General features: G+C 58.5%; 13 protein-coding genes. 1 reads left to right on the forward strand and 12 read right to left on the reverse strand.

Annotation, left to right across the window (positions count from 1 at the left end; translation table 11 throughout):
* Positions 1 to 10: 10 nt before the first annotated feature.
* The 11 genes from ACMWLG_RS15455 to ACMWLG_RS15505 form a co-directional block, all read right to left on the reverse strand.
* Complete coding sequence (locus tag ACMWLG_RS15455; RefSeq protein ID WP_045399948.1) at positions 11 to 1,000, reverse strand: putative FMN-dependent luciferase-like monooxygenase; 990 nt, start codon at positions 998 to 1,000, stop codon at positions 11 to 13.
* Positions 997 to 2,604: a dipeptide ABC transporter ATP-binding protein gene (locus tag ACMWLG_RS15460; RefSeq protein WP_045399947.1), complete on the reverse strand. Its 1,608-nt coding sequence runs from the start codon at positions 2,602 to 2,604 to the stop codon at positions 997 to 999. Before ACMWLG_RS15460 ends, ACMWLG_RS15455 begins: the two co-directional genes overlap by 4 nt.
* Positions 2,604 to 3,452 carry an ABC transporter permease gene (locus tag ACMWLG_RS15465; protein ID WP_171863448.1) on the reverse strand — a complete coding sequence of 283 codons (849 nt, stop codon included), beginning with the start codon at positions 3,450 to 3,452 and terminating at the stop codon, positions 2,604 to 2,606. The genes ACMWLG_RS15460 and ACMWLG_RS15465 overlap by 1 nt, the downstream gene beginning before the upstream one ends.
* Positions 3,449 to 4,393 carry an ABC transporter permease gene (locus tag ACMWLG_RS15470; protein ID WP_045399943.1) on the reverse strand — a complete coding sequence of 315 codons (945 nt, stop codon included), beginning with the start codon at positions 4,391 to 4,393 and terminating at the stop codon, positions 3,449 to 3,451. Before ACMWLG_RS15470 ends, ACMWLG_RS15465 begins: the two co-directional genes overlap by 4 nt.
* Positions 4,394 to 4,403: 10 nt before the next feature.
* Positions 4,404 to 6,023: a TIGR04028 family ABC transporter substrate-binding protein gene (locus tag ACMWLG_RS15475; protein WP_045399941.1), complete on the reverse strand. Its 1,620-nt coding sequence runs from the start codon at positions 6,021 to 6,023 to the stop codon at positions 4,404 to 4,406.
* A gap of 149 nt (positions 6,024 to 6,172) precedes the next feature.
* Positions 6,173 to 7,183, reverse strand: a complete 1,011-nt coding sequence (gene adhP, locus ACMWLG_RS15480; RefSeq protein ID WP_023311899.1) for an alcohol dehydrogenase AdhP — start codon at positions 7,181 to 7,183, stop codon at positions 6,173 to 6,175.
* Positions 7,184 to 7,379: 196 nt separating this feature from the next.
* Complete coding sequence (locus ACMWLG_RS15485; protein ID WP_414763001.1) at positions 7,380 to 9,092, reverse strand: ABC-F family ATP-binding cassette domain-containing protein; 1,713 nt, start codon at positions 9,090 to 9,092, stop codon at positions 7,380 to 7,382.
* 328 nt (positions 9,093 to 9,420) lie between these two features.
* A complete protein-coding gene (locus ACMWLG_RS15490; protein ID WP_023311897.1) occupies positions 9,421 to 11,118 on the reverse strand; it encodes an NAD-dependent malic enzyme in 1,698 nt (565 codons plus the stop codon).
* A 176-nt stretch (positions 11,119 to 11,294) separates the two neighbouring features.
* Positions 11,295 to 11,432 (reverse strand): stationary-phase-induced ribosome-associated protein, encoded by a 138-nt coding sequence (sra, locus tag ACMWLG_RS15495; RefSeq protein WP_045399937.1) that lies wholly within the window; start codon positions 11,430 to 11,432, stop codon positions 11,295 to 11,297.
* A 95-nt stretch (positions 11,433 to 11,527) separates the two neighbouring features.
* Entirely contained in the window at positions 11,528 to 11,743 is a 216-nt protein-coding gene (bdm, locus tag ACMWLG_RS15500; RefSeq protein ID WP_013096534.1) for a biofilm-dependent modulation protein, read from the reverse strand.
* A gap of 232 nt (positions 11,744 to 11,975) precedes the next feature.
* The gene (locus tag ACMWLG_RS15505) at positions 11,976 to 12,827 is read right to left on the reverse strand and encodes a Vmh family MBL fold metallo-hydrolase (protein WP_045399934.1); all 852 of its coding nucleotides are present in this window, start codon (positions 12,825 to 12,827) and stop codon (positions 11,976 to 11,978) included.
* A 110-nt stretch (positions 12,828 to 12,937) separates the two neighbouring features.
* On the opposite strand from ACMWLG_RS15505, the gene ACMWLG_RS15510 reads away from it, so the two are divergent.
* Positions 12,938 to 13,813, forward strand: coding sequence for a LysR family transcriptional regulator (locus ACMWLG_RS15510; protein ID WP_045399930.1), 876 nt, complete (start codon positions 12,938 to 12,940; stop codon positions 13,811 to 13,813).
* A gap of 19 nt (positions 13,814 to 13,832) precedes the next feature.
* On the opposite strand, the gene ACMWLG_RS15515 is transcribed toward ACMWLG_RS15510, so the two are convergent.
* A complete protein-coding gene (locus ACMWLG_RS15515) occupies positions 13,833 to 14,792 on the reverse strand; it encodes a hypothetical protein (RefSeq protein ID WP_045399926.1) in 960 nt (319 codons plus the stop codon).
* Between the last annotated feature and the right edge of the window lie 95 nt (positions 14,793 to 14,887).

The following is a 14,887-nucleotide window of genomic DNA, read 5'->3' on the forward strand; positions in this document are numbered from 1 at the left end:
AGGTGTCTCCTCAAAGGATGTGGGGGGCAATACGTTCGGCGATCAGTTCGATGGACCGCAGCGTGTCGCGATGCGTGGGTTCGACCGAATGGACCTGGAATGAGATATCCGTGGCGCGCCTGAGAATGGAGTCAGCATTCAGAGAATTCAGCACCGTATCGGGCGAACCAATATGGGCGTCAAACTGGCGGCGATAATCGGTGACGTTGTCACCTCTAACCACGTGCCCGGCAGCGCGATGCTGCTGGGCCTGTTTCGTAAGGCCCGGCGTCGCGACCCTGAGCGCATAGTCGTCGCTGTCGGCGACGAACGCCGTACGGGAGGCCAAAATGCGCGGTGCGATGCCCGCAGGCAGCGCATCGAGGTAGGCATCCACAATCGGGTTCTGGATCTCGTCGAGCGTTAAATCCAGCCGATCTGCCGGGCGCGGCTGCGTGCGGGAGAGCATTAAACCGTGTCCGGCCCGGGCGGCGCGAACGGCTCCGTCAACAGAGACGGTGGCAATCCAGATACGGTCGGCCAGCTGCGGCGCAGGCGGGTAAAGGTGGTTATCCGGATGGGTCAGCGAATCCCCGCGCCAGGCGCTTTGGATCACATGCAAATGGTCAGCAAAGGCCGCGCCGCGCTCCTCAAACGTCAGGCCGAACGGCAGAAATGAGGTCGGTGTGCCGCCCGAACCAAAACCGACCTCAAGACGGCCATCAGCGAGTAAATCGAGCACGGCGGCATCTTCCGCGACGCGCAGCGGGTTTTCCATCGGCAGGGTGATGATGGCCGTGCCCAGTCGGATGGTTTCGGTATGCGCGGCTACGTGCGCCAGAAACAGCAGCGGCGACGGCAGGCCACCTTCACTTTCGTGGAAGTGGTGCTGGGCAATCCAGGCGCTGTCAAAACCGTGGCGTTCGGCGTGGCGGATCTGTTCAGTTGCCAGACGATAGCGCTCCTTCGGCGTAGCGTCGTCAAGCAGGCGGGTGAAAAATCCCAGGCGTTTTCGCGTCATGCGAACTCCTCCGTAGCGGATGAAAAATGGGGAATGGCGTCAATCAGCTCGCGGGTATAGTCGTTCTGCGGCGACGCGAATAAGGTTCCGACATCACCCTGTTCGACCACCTGACCGCTGCGCAGCACCGTGACGCTGTGGGCGAGCCGGCGGACGGTAGACAGATCGTGCGTGATAAAGAGGTAGGTCAATCCCAGCTGCTGCTGCAGCTGCTGAAGCAGAGCCAGAATCTGCGCCTGCACGGTGACGTCCAGCGCGGAGGTGGCTTCATCCAGCACCAGAATGGTCGGTTCCAGGATCAGCGCCCGGGCGATGGCAACGCGCTGCCGCTGTCCGCCTGAAAGCTCCCGGGCGGTGCGGGTCAGGAGTTCGACGGGCAGGGCAACCCGCTGAGCCACCGTCTCCACCCGGAGCTTTCGCTGCGCCTTACCGAGGCGAGAAAAGTTCTTCAGGGGCTCCTCGATGATCTCGAACAGCGTCTGACGCGGGTCGAGAGAGGCAAACGGGTTCTGGTAGACAAACTGGATCTTCTGGCGCAGCTGACGGCGTGCCTCGCGGCTGAGCGCGGTGGCATCAATATCATCAATGATGACCTGTCCGTTGTCGGCCTGTTCAAAACCCAGCAAAATACGGGCGAGGGTGGTTTTCCCGGAGCCGGATTCACCGACCAGCGCATGCGTGCTGCCGCGCCTGACGTCAAACGTAACCCGATCCAGCGCCTGAAGCTGATGACCTTTGCCCAGGGAGAATTGCTTGCTGATGCCGCGGGCGCGAATGGCCGGGGACGCGAGCGGGCGACCGGCCACCGGGGCGATGGTCAGGCGCTGGCCCTGGAGATCGCTCAACAGCTGACGGGTGTAGGCGTGCTGCGGCGTGCGGACGATATCGGCGGTGTTGCCCTGTTCCTGAACCTCGCCATCGCGAAACACCAGCAGCCTGTCCGCGCGCTGTGCGGCCAGCGCCAGATCGTGGGTGACAAACAGAACGGCGGTACCCGATTCCCGGCGCAGGATATCCAGCAGATCGAGAATACGTTTTTGCACCGTCACATCCAGCGCGCTGGTGGGCTCATCGGCAACGATCACGTCCGGACGCAGGGCAATGGCGATGGCAATCAGCACGCGCTGTTTCATCCCGCCGGAGAGCTGATGGGGATACTGCGTCATGCGCTGTTCGGGGTGGCTCAGGCCGACCTTTGTCAGCAGGGCGAGCACCTGCTCGTCGCGCTCGGCGCGGGTCACCTTCTGGTGTAGCTGAATAATTTCTCCGACCTGCACACCGATGGTTTTCACCGGGTTGAGCGAATTACCCGGATCCTGCGGCACCAGGCTAATTCGCGCCCCGCGAAGGGTATCGAGACGCTTCGCGGACCATCGGCTAATCTCCTCGCCGTTGAGCGATATCTTTCCCGCATCGCGCCGGGCGTTATCGGCCAGCAGGCCAATGATCGCCTGCGCCGTGGTCGTCTTGCCGGACCCGGATTCGCCGACAAACGCCAGCATTTCCCCTCGTCCGAGCGTGAAGCTGACGTTATGCACCACCTCTCGCCACTGGCGCGCGGTACGGTAGCTGATCGTCAAATTTTCCACTGAGAGCACGGTCATTAACGACCTCCGCTGAACTGTTGGCTGATGCGGTTGGTGGCCAGCACCACGGCGATGACGACGACGCCGGGGAAAGTGGTGAGCCACCAGGCGGTAGAGAGATAGTTACGGCCTTCGGCAATCAGTAAGCCCCATTCCGGCACCGGCGGCGGGGTGCCGTAACCGAGAAAGCTCAGCGTGGAGAGCGCCAGGATGGCCTGACCAAACTGCATCGTGGCAAAGGCGAGGACGGCGGTTAACGCGTTGGGCAGGATGTGTCGCCACAGCACGGCGAAAAACGTCCCGCCGCTGCCGAACGCCGCCTCGACGTAATCCGTGTGGCGGATGCGCACCACTTCACCGCGCGCGAGGCGGGCGAAGCTGGCAATGGAGGCAACGCCTACGGCAATCGCGGCGTTAACGGTGCCAAACCCGAGCAGAATAATCACCGTCAGCGAGAGCAGCAGAGACGGGATGGACAGCAGCACGTCGACGAAGCGCATCAGCAGAGACTCGACGCGTCCGGCGAACGCCCCGGCAATCACCCCTAAACCGGTGCCTACCACCAGACCCATCGTCACGGCGGCCAGCGCCGCGCTCAGGGAATGGGAGGCGCCATAAACGATACGCGTATAAACATCCCGGCCAAGCTGATCGGTCCCGAGCCAGTGACCGGCCTGCGGTGCCAGGCGCTGTGCCCCGGCGATGCCCTCAATCGGGCTGAAGTGGGTTAACAGGCCGGGCGCCACGGCGGCAAAAGCGGCTAAAATAATCACCGCCCATGCCAGCCATAGCCCCGGCTGCCATTCCACTCCCTGCCACGCTGGAACGCGTTTTCGCGCGGCGGCCGCGTAATCGACCAGACTCATGATGCACCTCCGGTAACGGTTTGCAGACGGGGATCCAGCAGCGGCATCAGCATATCCACCAGCAGATTGATCAGGACAAAACCGAGGGCGGAAATCATAACCACCGTCTGAAGCACGGCGATGTCCTGATTATTCACCGCCTGCTGGGTCAGCTGCCCGAGCCCGCTGAGGCCAAAAACGGTTTCGGTGATCAGCGCCCCGGCAATCAGCTCGCCCAGCAGCAGCCCGGCAATGTTCAGGACCGGCAGCAGGGCGTTGCCGGTCACGTGACGCCACAGGACGGCGGTTTCACTCAGCCCTTTGGCACGGGCGACGGCGACAAACGGCTGCGTCGCCACCTGGTCCAGGCTGCGCATCAGAATTTGCGCCAGCGGGGCGGAGATCGGGATCGCGACGGTCACGATCGGCAGGATCAGCCCCTGCAGCGGCGTCGGGTTAATCACCGGGATCAGTCGCAGCTGAAAAGAAAAAAGCTGGATGAGGGCAATCCCCAGCCAGAACGTCGGTAAAGAGATAAACAGGACTGGCAGAGACTGGAGGGTATTACTCAGCCAGCGCAGACCCGGCAGGCGCGACGCAAAGGCCAGCGCAAATGCCAGCAGGACCGCGAGTAAAAAGGCAGGCAGGGCGAGGCTCAGGGTAGCCGGCAGATTGCTGGCAATCAGCTCGCTGACCGGCACGCCTGCCTGTAGCGAATAGCCGAAATCCCCGCGCAGCATCGCCAGCAGCGTATGACCGTATTGCTGCCACAGCGGGCTGTCTGCGCCGTAGGCCACGCGCATCTCCTCGATTTGCGCCGGGCTTAAGCCCAGGTCCGGGTTCTGAAATTTAATCAGCACCGCGTCGCCCGGCAGCACCTGGAGCAACACGAACGAGAGGGTAAAGGCGGCCCACAGTACCAGCAGCCCGTGCCCAAAGCGTTGAAGAAGTGCGTGGCGCATCGTCGGCTCCTCAGTGTTTCTCAATCCACGCGCCGTAGAACGACGGGCGGCCTACCGCTTCAAAATTGACGCCTTTCAGCCACGGCGCACCGGCAAAGACCTGCGGCTCCTCGAAAATCGGAATAACGTAGGCGTTATCCAGCAGGTAGCGCTGGGCGTCCCCCGTCAGCTGCAGGCGTTTTTGCGGATCGACTTCAGCAGAAATGTTCACCAGCAGTTCATTCAGCCTGTCGTCACGGAAGTTTTTGACCTTGTCGCTGGATCCGCCTTTTTGCAGCAGCGCGTCGCGGTTAGCCGGGTAGAACATGCTTTTCACCACGTCAGGATCGGCGCGGCCCACTTCGGAGACGGTTAACGGGGTTTTCAGCGGGTCAAGGTTATCCAGCGTGCGGCTGCCTGCGTCACCGGCTTTGACGCTCAGCGCCACGCCCACCTGTCGCCACTGCTGGGCAACCAGCTGCAGCACCTCTTTATTTTGTGGCTGCGGCAGGGATTCATACACCGTCAGCCCCAGACGTTGGCCGTCTTTGGCGCGGATCCCGTCGCCGCCTGCTTTCCAGCCCGCCTCGTCCAGCAGCTGGTTGGCTTTTGCCGGGTCAAAGGTCAATTTGTCGCTGAGATCGACAAAGCCTGCGGCGGAACCGGCAATCACGGACTTCGCCTGCGGATAGTTGGCCGAGAAGAGGGTCTCGACCACCTGTTTTGCATTGGTGGCATGCAGCAGCGCCTGGCGAACGCGAACGTCGGCGACCAGCGGGTTATCCGGGCGGAAGCTGATGCTGTCGTTCACCCCGCGGGTCGGGGCGGCGTAGATTTTATAGCCTTGATCTGTCGCCTGCTTTTCGTCATACGCCTGCACCTGGCGAATAAAGTCGGCCTGACCGGCCAGCAGGGCCCCCACGCGCACGCTGTCTTCCTGGGTCACGATAAACTTGATGCCATCGAGATTAGCGGGCCCCTGCTGCGCCAGGTTTTTCGGCCCCCACTGGTAGTCTTTGCGCGCTTCGAGCGTCACTTCACGTCCCAGCTTCTCGTCCTTCACCACAAACGGGCCGGAACCGATGATGTGGCGGGCATCTCCCAGCTCTTCGAAGTTGCGCTTCAGCGTGCTGAGCGAGACCAGACCCGAACCAATGGTGGCGGTGCCCTGCAGGAACCCCGGCGACGGTTTTTTGAAGTAGAACTTCACGGTCAGCGGGTCGATGACTTCGCTGCGATCGTAGTTATTAATCACTTCTGACACCGGCAGGCGCTGTGCCTTATTGCCTGAACCGTAGGTATCAAAGTTTTTCGCCACGGCGTTGGCGTCCAGCGGCGTGCCGTCGGAGAAGGTGATGCCGGGACGAAGCTTAAAGGTGTATTCGGTTTTATCGGCGTTGGTGGTCCAGCTTTCGGCCACCCAGGGTTCGACCTGCAGCGTCTTTGGGTTCTGCCATGTCAGTTTGTCGGTGATTTGATTCAGAATGCCGCCGTTCGGGTAAAAGCCACCGGCAGGCGGATAGAGGTTGGTGTGCGCCTGTTGCTCCAGATAAATCAGCGTGCCGCCTTTGACGGGCGCATCTGCTGCCCAGGCTGCGGTTGTCGCCAGAATCAGCGCCGTCAGCAGCGGCAGACGAAATGGGGTTTGCATGGTGAATTCCTTTGTTATCTTCTTGTTAGCGTCGGATTCATCATCGGGCGCGGGGGAAAACAAGGGAACAAAGGAATTAAGATAAGGATTGCCGGAAAATGGCTATAAAAAAACCGCCCCAGCGAGGAGCGGTAATGAAAAATGAACGATTATGAACGTAGGTCGATCACCATACGGCCGCGGATCTGGCCCTGTTCCATCTCTTTAAAGATGGCGTTGATGTCCTCGATTGGACGCATCGTGACTTTCGGCACCACCTTACCTTCTGCGGCGAACTGGAAGGCTTCCTGCAGATCCTGACGGGTGCCGACCAGGGAACCTACCACCTGAATGCCGTCCAGCACCAGACGCGGAATGTCGAGGCTCATCGCTTCCGGCGGCAGGCCAACCGCGACCACGCGGCCACCGGCACGCACGGCATCAACGGCTGAGTTAAAGGCCGCTTTTGCGACGGCAGTAACGACTGCGGCATGCGCGCCGCCGGTTTTCTCCTGCACAATTTTCGCGGCGTCTTCGCTGCGGGAGTTGATGGTTAAATCCGCACCCATGCTGGCCGCCAGCTTCAGCTGTTCGTCGTTAACGTCGAGAGCGATGACTTTGGCGTTAAAGACGTTTTTGGCGTACTGCAGCGCAAGGTTTCCCAGACCGCCCAGACCATAGATTGCGATCCACTGGCCCGGTTTGATACCCGAGACCTTCACCGCTTTATAGGTGGTGACGCCGGCGCAGGTGATGCTGCTGGCCGCAGCGGATTCCAGACCGTCCGGCACTTTTACGGCGTAGTCAGCGGTGACGATGCACTCTTCCGCCATCCCGCCGTCAACGGAGTAACCGGCGTTTTTCACGTCGCGGCACAGGGTTTCGTTGCCGGTATTACAGTATTCGCAGTGGCCGCAGCCTTCGAAAAACCAGGCCACGCTTGCGCGGTCACCGACTTTCAGCGACTTCACGCCGGGGCCGACTTCTTTTACGATGCCAATCCCTTCGTGGCCCAGGATAACCCCGGTTTTATCGCCAAAATCACCGTTCTTCACGTGGAGGTCGGTATGGCATACGCCGCAGCATTCCATCTTCAGCAGGGCCTCCCCGTGCTTTAGCGGGCGTAAGGTTTTTTCGGTGACATTAACCTGATGATCCTGAGTGACAACAGCAGCCTTCATATGTATCTCCTTGTTCATGATGAGTATCTGCATAGCAGGTGTAATACTCCTCAAGGATTAGTGGTTTGGCGCTGTAATGCAAGGCAACGGCAACATAATGTCATTATTTAATCCATTTTCAGAATAAGAATACGGCGTTCCTCTAATAATTTAGGGGGAAAATACTGGCCCGACGAGAGACTCGCCGGGCGCAGACTTACAGCTGTGCCTCTATCTCCTCTATCTCTTTACGCCATTGCGCCTGAAGATGCGGCTTTTGATGCTTCGGCTTACGCGCCAGATCGTCTTCCAGCAGCGTTTCCAGCGCGACCAGCCGTTCGAGCAGATCGTCATACGGCGAGGGTTGAACCGTCGCAGCGTCGATGACGGGCGCGGTGGATGTCGCCAGCCCCGCGCTTTCACGCAGGCGCTCAAACACCGCTTCTGCATCGTGCCACTCGCTCAGCTTTCCCTCTTCAATCAGCCAGAAACGGTTGCAGCTTTGGCTAATTAACTGACGGTCGTGGCTGACCAGCAGCACGCCGCCTTCAAACTGCTGAAGGGTTTGCGCCAGCGCCTCTTTGCCTTCCATGTCCAGGTGGTTAGTGGGCTCATCCAGCATCAGCAGGCTGTAGCGGGCAAGCGTCAGGCCCACGAACAGCAGGCGCGAGCGTTCGCCGCCGCTGAGCGTGCTGATTTTCTGCCCATGGCGGGACCACGGGAACCCGGCGCTGATGAGCGCCATTTTGCGGTTCTGCGGATCCGGTGCAAAAGGCTCCAGCGCGTCGAGCAGCGTGGCGTCATCCGGCAGCTGATTAAGCGTCTGGTCGTAATAGCCTGGCGACACGCGCGGATGGATTTTCAACCCGCTTTCTGCGGACTCATCGGCAAACTGTTGCCAGATAAGCCTCATCAGCGACGATTTGCCGCAGCCGTTACGACCGACAATCGCCACGCGATCGCCGCTTTTTAGCCGCGCCATTTCGATGTTAAACAGCGGCGGTAGCCCGGGCGCAGGCGGGACGCTGAGGTTTTCCATCTCCAGCAGACGGTCGGCCCGCAGCGCGTCGCCGCGCAGGGTTAACGTCCACTGGCTGCCTGCCTTGAGCGCCGTCTGGCTCTCCTTCAGCCGTTCGACCTGTTTTTCCATCTGTTTGGCTTTGCGGGCCAGGTCTTCGTTGTCGTAAACCTTGCCCCAGGTCGCCAGCCGCTTCGCGCTGGCGGTCACGCGGTCAATCTCCTTTTGCTCCGCCTTGTGGCGCTGCGCGTCGCTTTCATCCTTTGCTTCAAGCGCCTTGCGGGCGGCCGTGCAGGGAAGGGCGAAGTAGTGCAGCGTTTTATCGCGCAGGATCCAGCTGCCGTTGGTGACGGCATCCAGCAGCTGTCGGTCATGGGAGACCAGCACGAAGCTGCCTGACCAGTTCTGCAGAAAGTGTTCCAGCCAGAGCATGGTCGGCAAATCAAGGTGGTTGCTGGGTTCATCGAGCAGGAGCAGATCCGGGTCGTGAATCAGCGCCCGCGCCAGCAGCAGGCGGGTGTGCTGCCCGCCGCTCAGCGTGGCGGATTGCAGCGCCATATCCTGAGGCGTGAAGCCCATGCCTGCCAGCAGCGTTTCGGCTTTCCAGCGCAGGCTATCGCGCTCGGCTAAAGGCAGCTGTGCGAGCACGGCATCCAGCATGGTCAGCGGGAAAATGGCGTCCGGAAGATGTTGCTCCACGCGCGCCATCAGGCAGTGCCCGGCCAGCGCTACCGTGCCGGCGGCGGGGGAGTCAGTGCCGTCCAGCACCTTCAGCAGCGTGCTTTTGCCGCAGCCGTTGTCGCCCAGCAGGCCAATGCGATCGCCTTTTTTCAGCGTAAAGGAGAGTGAGTCGAAGAGCGTGCCAAACGCCGTATCAACGCGTAAAGATTGTGCAGTGAGTAAAGTGCTCATTGTTGCTTACCCAAGAGTTACAGGCATGTTTATGCCTCGTCAAACATCGCTGACGATAACTCAGTAAGCCCGAGAGAAGGGATTTCAGGGGTTGGTGTCTTCGCTCAAGCAGAAGTTATCGCAGCACGATACCGATAACGCTTGAGCTGGTGCGATCACCAAATGTATGTGAAACATTGAAAATTTCACGATACAGCATAATTGGCCTCCTTATATATTCAGTAGGTTAATAGATGAAGGGAGTGTAGCGGGGGAAAAGGGGTTTGGCTAGTGGGGGGCGAATCTAATTCCCTCTCCCAAAGGGAGAGGGAACGGTCGCAGTGCAGAATTAAATCGAGGTACGGCGATAGCTACGGTATTCAGGTTTCCAGAAGTTGTCGTCGATGGCCTGCTGCAGCGCGTCCGCAGAGGTTTTCACCGCCACGCCCTGCTGCTGCGCCATTTTACCCACCGCAAACGCGATAGCGCGCGACACCTTGTGAATGTCTTTCAGCTCCGGCAGCACCAGCCCTTCACCGTTGTTGACCAGCGGCGAGTAGCCCGCGAGTGTTTCGCTCGCCGACATCAGCATCTCATCGGTAATGCGGGACGCGCCGGAGGCGATCACGCCCAGACCAATGCCCGGGAAGATATAGGAGTTGTTGCACTGGGCGATCGGATAGGTTTTATCCTTCCACACCACCGGGTCGAACGGGCTGCCGGTGGCGACCAGCGCGTTACCTTCGGTCCAGGCGATGATGTCCTGCGGCGTCGCTTCCACGCGGGAGGTCGGGTTGGAAAGCGGCATCACGATAGGGCGCTCGCAGTGCTTGTGCATCTCGCGAATGATCTCTTCGGTGAAGAGGCCGGTTTGCCCGGAAACGCCGATCAGAATATCCGGCTTCACGTTGCGCACTACGTCCAGCAGGGAAAGGACTTCGTTGTCGGTATCCCAGTTTTTCAGGTTCTCGCGCTTCTGCACCAGCTTGTTCTGGAACGGCAGCAGGTTCGGCATAGCGTCGGTCAGCAGGCCGAAACGGTCAACCATAAAGACGCGGGAGCGGGCCAGCTCTTCGCTTAAGCCTTCGCGCTGCGTCTGGGCGATGATCTGCTCGGCGATACCACAGCCCGCAGAGCCTGCGCCCAGGAAGACAATTTTCTGGTAGCTCAGCTGGCTGCCGGCTGCGCGGCTGGCGGCGATAAGCGTACCCACGGTCACGGCTGCGGTGCCCTGGATGTCGTCGTTAAAAGAGCAGATCTCATCGCGATAGCGGTTCAGCAGCGGCATCGCGTTTTTCTGCGCGAAGTCTTCAAACTGCAGCAGAACGTCCGGCCAGCGGTGCTTCACGGCCTGGATGAAGTCGTCGACAAACTGATAGTACTCGTCGTCGGTAATGCGCGGATGGCGCCAGCCCATATAGAGCGGATCGTTGAGCAGCTGCTGGTTATTGGTCCCGACGTCCAGCACCACCGGCAGGGTATACGCCGGGCTGATGCCGCCGCAGGCGGTGTAGAGAGAGAGTTTACCGATTGGGATCCCCATCCCGCCAATGCCCTGGTCGCCGAGGCCGAGAATACGTTCGCCGTCGGTCACCACAATCACTTTTATATTGTGGTTCGGCACGTTCTGCAGAATATCGTCCATGTTGTGGCGGTTCTGATAGGAGATGAAAACACCGCGTGAACGACGGTAGATCTCTGAGAAACGCTCGCAGGCCGCACCCACCGTCGGGGTGTAGATCACCGGCATCATCTCTTCGAGATGGTTCTGCACCAGGCGATAGAAGAGGGTTTCATTAGTGTCCTGAATGTTACGCAGGTAGATGTGCTTGTCGATTTCGGTTTTGAAACCCTGATACTGGATCCACGCGCGCTCCGCCTGTTCTTCAATGGTTTCAACCACTTCGGGCAGTAAACCCAGCAGGTTAAAGCTGCTGCGCTCTTCCATGCTGAAGGCGCTGCCTTTGTTGAGCAGGGGGAATTCGAGTAAAACCGGTCCGGCGTATGGGATGTATAAGGAACGATGTTTTTTCAGTTTGTTGTCCATGTCACTCACTCTTTTTATGAAGATCCGTCCCTGACACTGCTGTTTGTCATCTTTCTGGCCTGTGCGATGGGGTGCGGTCAGGCGGTATTATAAAGGAGCTAAATATTAATTACCGCAACACATAAACAAAAACACCATCGGGATTACCGATGGTGTTCTGGATCTCAGTCTGGAACTTACTTGCCGGTGTGGCGTTTTCTGCCGGTGGCGTGCGTGACCTGCGTTTCGTAGTCGCCTTCAATCACCACTTTACGCTGATTTGAAAGCTTGTAGTTCAGTCCCAGAATATGGCGTGCCTGACGGTTCGATTTCATGTTAACTCCTCAATCCTGTTGATAGTTTTAAGGACCAGTTTGCTTACGCAAACGAAATGTAACCCCTTAGGTTGCAGATCCAGCTTAGCAGGTTTTTACAAGGGTGCGTTTTGTCCGCTGACGACGTAGTTAATAGTCTGCTGGTAGATGTCACTGAGGATGTCATTATCGGTGGATTCCACCCATTTGGTTAGTTCCATCAAAATGTCATCTTCAGTCACAGCACCGTGCTCGGCGTGAAGACCCTGCGCAATCGCGTTAACGAGTTCAGGTTGTGCTGCTGCGGTATTAGCCGGGTAATAAGTAAACATGCTGCCTCCGTGTCGTTGTCTGTTTAATGGTACGGCTCGCAAAAAATTTAATTCATAAACAGAATGGCAAATATTTTCCCGGTTGTGGTTCAGATTCATCTTAGAAATAAAAATGGCATAAGTGCATGCTTTTATGCACTTTTAAAAGGTGTGGCTATATCGACGGGTAACGGCGGGGATATTTTGGCGGGGCTCCTGCTATCGCGGAAATATAGCAGGAGCCGTTTTTAAATTACCACTTCATTTCGCCAGTATTCACTTTGGCGCTTAATTCCAGCGAGCTTTCATCAGCCAGGCCCGGATACTGTTTTTTCAGGGTATTGATAACGCCTGCGGAATCTTTATGCGCGGCTAAAGCCTTTTCAAAGCGCTGCAGATAGTCGCGGGTAAAATCAATCGCGCCAGTGCCCGCTGGAGGAGTGCCCAGGTAGTGGCCCGGGATCACGCGCTCAGGTTTGTGCGCGGCCATATGCTCCAGCGTTTCCTGCCACTGCTTGCGGCTTTCCGGCGTCTGGGTGTCTGCCGTCCAGACGTGAATGCCCCAGGCTACCCCGGTGCCGCCGAGGATCGTTTTTGCTGAGGGGATCCACACATAGGCCGCATAGCTGTCTGACTGCTCGATATCGACCTTTTCCCCGTCAACCATGAACGTGGTGGAGGCAAGAACCTGCGGGACAACCAGCTCCGTTGGCGCGCCGTCCTTCATCTGCGGCCCCCAGAAGGCGAGCTTGGCGTCTTTGGTGGCTTTAATATGGTCAACCACATGCTGCGTGGCCACCACTTTGGCATTCGGGAAGGCTTTGACCAGCGGCTGCAGGCCAAAATAGAAATCCGGATCGCCGGAGGTGATCACAATCTTATTCAGGGTTTTACCGCTGCGGCGGATTTTTTCTACCAGCGCTTCGCCATCCTTCACGCTGAACTGCGCGTCAAACAGCACCGCCTCTTTCGGGCCGGAAACCAGCGTGGAGGAGACCGGGAAAATGCCTTTTTCCTGCGGGTTCCAGGTATCAATGGTTAACGGCGCGGCAAAAACCGCCGGCGTGGAAAGGGTGGATAGCAGGGCAATATGAGTGAGTTTCATGCTGTTGTCTCAGTTGTTCAGGAATGTGTCTATTGTACGGATATTCGCATTTGCCAGAATTCCTGAAACAAGACATGCTTAGTTTCATAAATCGAGCAGATGGAGCTTTTATGGATCGCGTTATTGCCGCTCAGGTCTACAACCGGATATGCGAGCTGGGAAGTTTGAGCGCGGCGGCGCGCGCGCTGGGCATTTCCCGGCCGATGGTGAGCCGCTACCTGGAACAAATGGAGAAGTGGGCGGGTACGCGGCTGGTAAACCGCTCCACGCGCAAGCTAACGCTGACCGCGGCGGGTGAAAAGGTGCTGCAAAAAACGCGGACGCTCTCGCAGATTTCGCAGGAAATCGAGGGCCAGTCGGAGAAAGATCTGCCCTCCGGCACGCTGCGGGTGGCCTGCGCCCATTTTACCGCCATGCACCTGATTGCGCCGGTCCTGCCTGAGCTGCTCTCGCGCTACCCGCAGCTGCGCATCGAGCTGGACGTGAACAACCACCCGGTGAGCCTGGTGGGAGAGCGCATTGATGTCGCCGTGCGCATTACCGACAACCCCGAACCCGGCATGATTGCCCGCCGGCTGGGGGAATGTCGCTCGGTGCTCTGCGCCTCGCCGGCGTATCTGGCACAGCACGGTACCCCCGTCAGCCCTGAAGAATTAGCGCAGCACAACTGTCTGCACTACAGCTTTTTTGCCGGGCAGTCCTGGCACTTCCTGACGCCAGAAGGGGAAAGCCTGAGCGTGGCCGTCAGCGGCAACCTGAGCGCCAGCATCTCTTCACTGTTGATGGACGCGGCGATCAAGCACTGCGGTATTGCCATGCTGCCGGAGCGCGAAGCGTCTGCCGCGCTGGAACAGGGATTGCTGGTGCCGGTGCTGGAGGCGCTTGAGCCGAAACCGCTTGCCATCCATGGCATTTATCAGTCACGGGAATATCAGCCTGCCGCGCTGCGCGTGTTTCTCGACGAACTGGCCCGCTACCTGGCTTAAGAGCAGGGTTTACGGGTGATTATTTTGCCTTTAGCCAGGGAGAGGACGTGCTCCAGAAAATAATATCCGCCCCGAGATAATTTTCCGCGAACCGATCAAATTCTGCTTTGGTGAAGGGCTTGCCGGTCTCAGGATTTTTATAGGTCAGGGTCGGTTCCTGAACCGCCATGGCGATGAGCGGCAGCGTCTGTTTATTTTTATGGAAGAAGGGATAGGCATTCTTCATGTGTGCCTTGCGGTTGGGAACAATATCCGGCCCACCCAGACCGACATTGTTGGCGCTGGCATACTTAAACAGACGCCCCATGTAGTTGTGGTCGTTATCCCACTCGCACGGCCAGAAGTTCACGTATTGCACCACGTGTGATTTCTTAAAAGCCTTTCGCGCAAAGGCCAGATTTTCCATTTCTCCAGCGAAATAGCTGTCGCAGGTAAACCCGGCGGGCGGATTTTTTTCGTCGAGATCGATGGCGGTTTCGGGCAGGTTTACGCCATACACCTCACCATCAAAGCGTTTCGCGAGGGCGGCCAGCAAAGCCTGGTAGCGCTGACGCACGGCGGGATCCCACTGACGCGCCACCCATCCTGAACCGACAGGCTTGCCTTCGCCGGGGTTATCGAACTGCGGCGCAATCCCCCCACCGTATTGCTTATCGTGCATCAGATAGTCCGGCACGTAGCGGGCGTCCGCCTCAAAAAAACGATCCTGGATTTGAATAAAGAGTTTTTTTCCGGCGGCCTTAACGCGCACCAGATCCTGTTCGATCCGCGAGAAGTCATAGCTGTCCTTCTCGGGTTCCAGCAGGCGCCAGTTGTAAACGATCTGCACGCCGCCGATATCGCTTCGCGCAACGAGCGGAAACGCCGCGTCGAGATCGCCCGAGCTGGTATAGATAAAGTTCTCCGGCGTTTTCGCCAGTGAAGAGAGCGACAGAGCCAGCGTGGTGACGGCAACGGCCATCCTGATTTTTAGCGCCATATCATTATCCTTTTTGTCGGTACAGCAGGTGAAAGTCCCGGAATTGTCTGTGTTCCAGGGTGGGGCAGATGCGTAGTCTATACTTAACCCTTTGT

The sequence above is a fragment of the Enterobacter sp. 01-M-02-SI-ECC genome, from assembly GCF_047530595.1.
Classification (GTDB): Bacteria; Pseudomonadota; Gammaproteobacteria; order Enterobacterales; family Enterobacteriaceae; genus Enterobacter; species Enterobacter cloacae_M.

Bases quoted from the DNA above. Each gene is read 5' to 3' on its own strand.
- ACMWLG_RS15455 (WP_045399948.1), bottom strand. From the start codon at position 1,000: ATGACGCGAAAACGCCTGGGATTTTTCACCCGCCTGCTTGACGACGCT.
- ACMWLG_RS15460 (WP_045399947.1), bottom strand. From the start codon at position 2,604: ATGACCGTGCTCTCAGTGGAAAATTTGACGATCAGCTACCGTACCGCG.
- ACMWLG_RS15465 (WP_171863448.1), bottom strand. From the start codon at position 3,452: ATGAGTCTGGTCGATTACGCGGCCGCCGCGCGAAAACGCGTTCCAGCG.
- ACMWLG_RS15470 (WP_045399943.1), bottom strand. From the start codon at position 4,393: ATGCGCCACGCACTTCTTCAACGCTTTGGGCACGGGCTGCTGGTACTG.
- ACMWLG_RS15475 (WP_045399941.1), bottom strand. From the start codon at position 6,023: ATGCAAACCCCATTTCGTCTGCCGCTGCTGACGGCGCTGATTCTGGCG.
- adhP (WP_023311899.1), bottom strand. From the start codon at position 7,183: ATGAAGGCTGCTGTTGTCACTCAGGATCATCAGGTTAATGTCACCGAA.
- ACMWLG_RS15485 (WP_414763001.1), bottom strand. From the start codon at position 9,092: ATGAGCACTTTACTCACTGCACAATCTTTACGCGTTGATACGGCGTTT.
- ACMWLG_RS15490 (WP_023311897.1), bottom strand. From the start codon at position 11,118: ATGGACAACAAACTGAAAAAACATCGTTCCTTATACATCCCATACGCC.
- sra (WP_045399937.1), bottom strand. From the start codon at position 11,432: ATGAAATCGAACCGTCAGGCACGCCATATTCTGGGACTGAACTACAAG.
- bdm (WP_013096534.1), bottom strand. From the start codon at position 11,743: ATGTTTACTTATTACCCGGCTAATACCGCAGCAGCACAACCTGAACTC.
- ACMWLG_RS15505 (WP_045399934.1), bottom strand. From the start codon at position 12,827: ATGAAACTCACTCATATTGCCCTGCTATCCACCCTTTCCACGCCGGCG.
- ACMWLG_RS15510 (WP_045399930.1), top strand. From the start codon at position 12,938: ATGGATCGCGTTATTGCCGCTCAGGTCTACAACCGGATATGCGAGCTG.
- ACMWLG_RS15515 (WP_045399926.1), bottom strand. From the start codon at position 14,792: ATGGCGCTAAAAATCAGGATGGCCGTTGCCGTCACCACGCTGGCTCTG.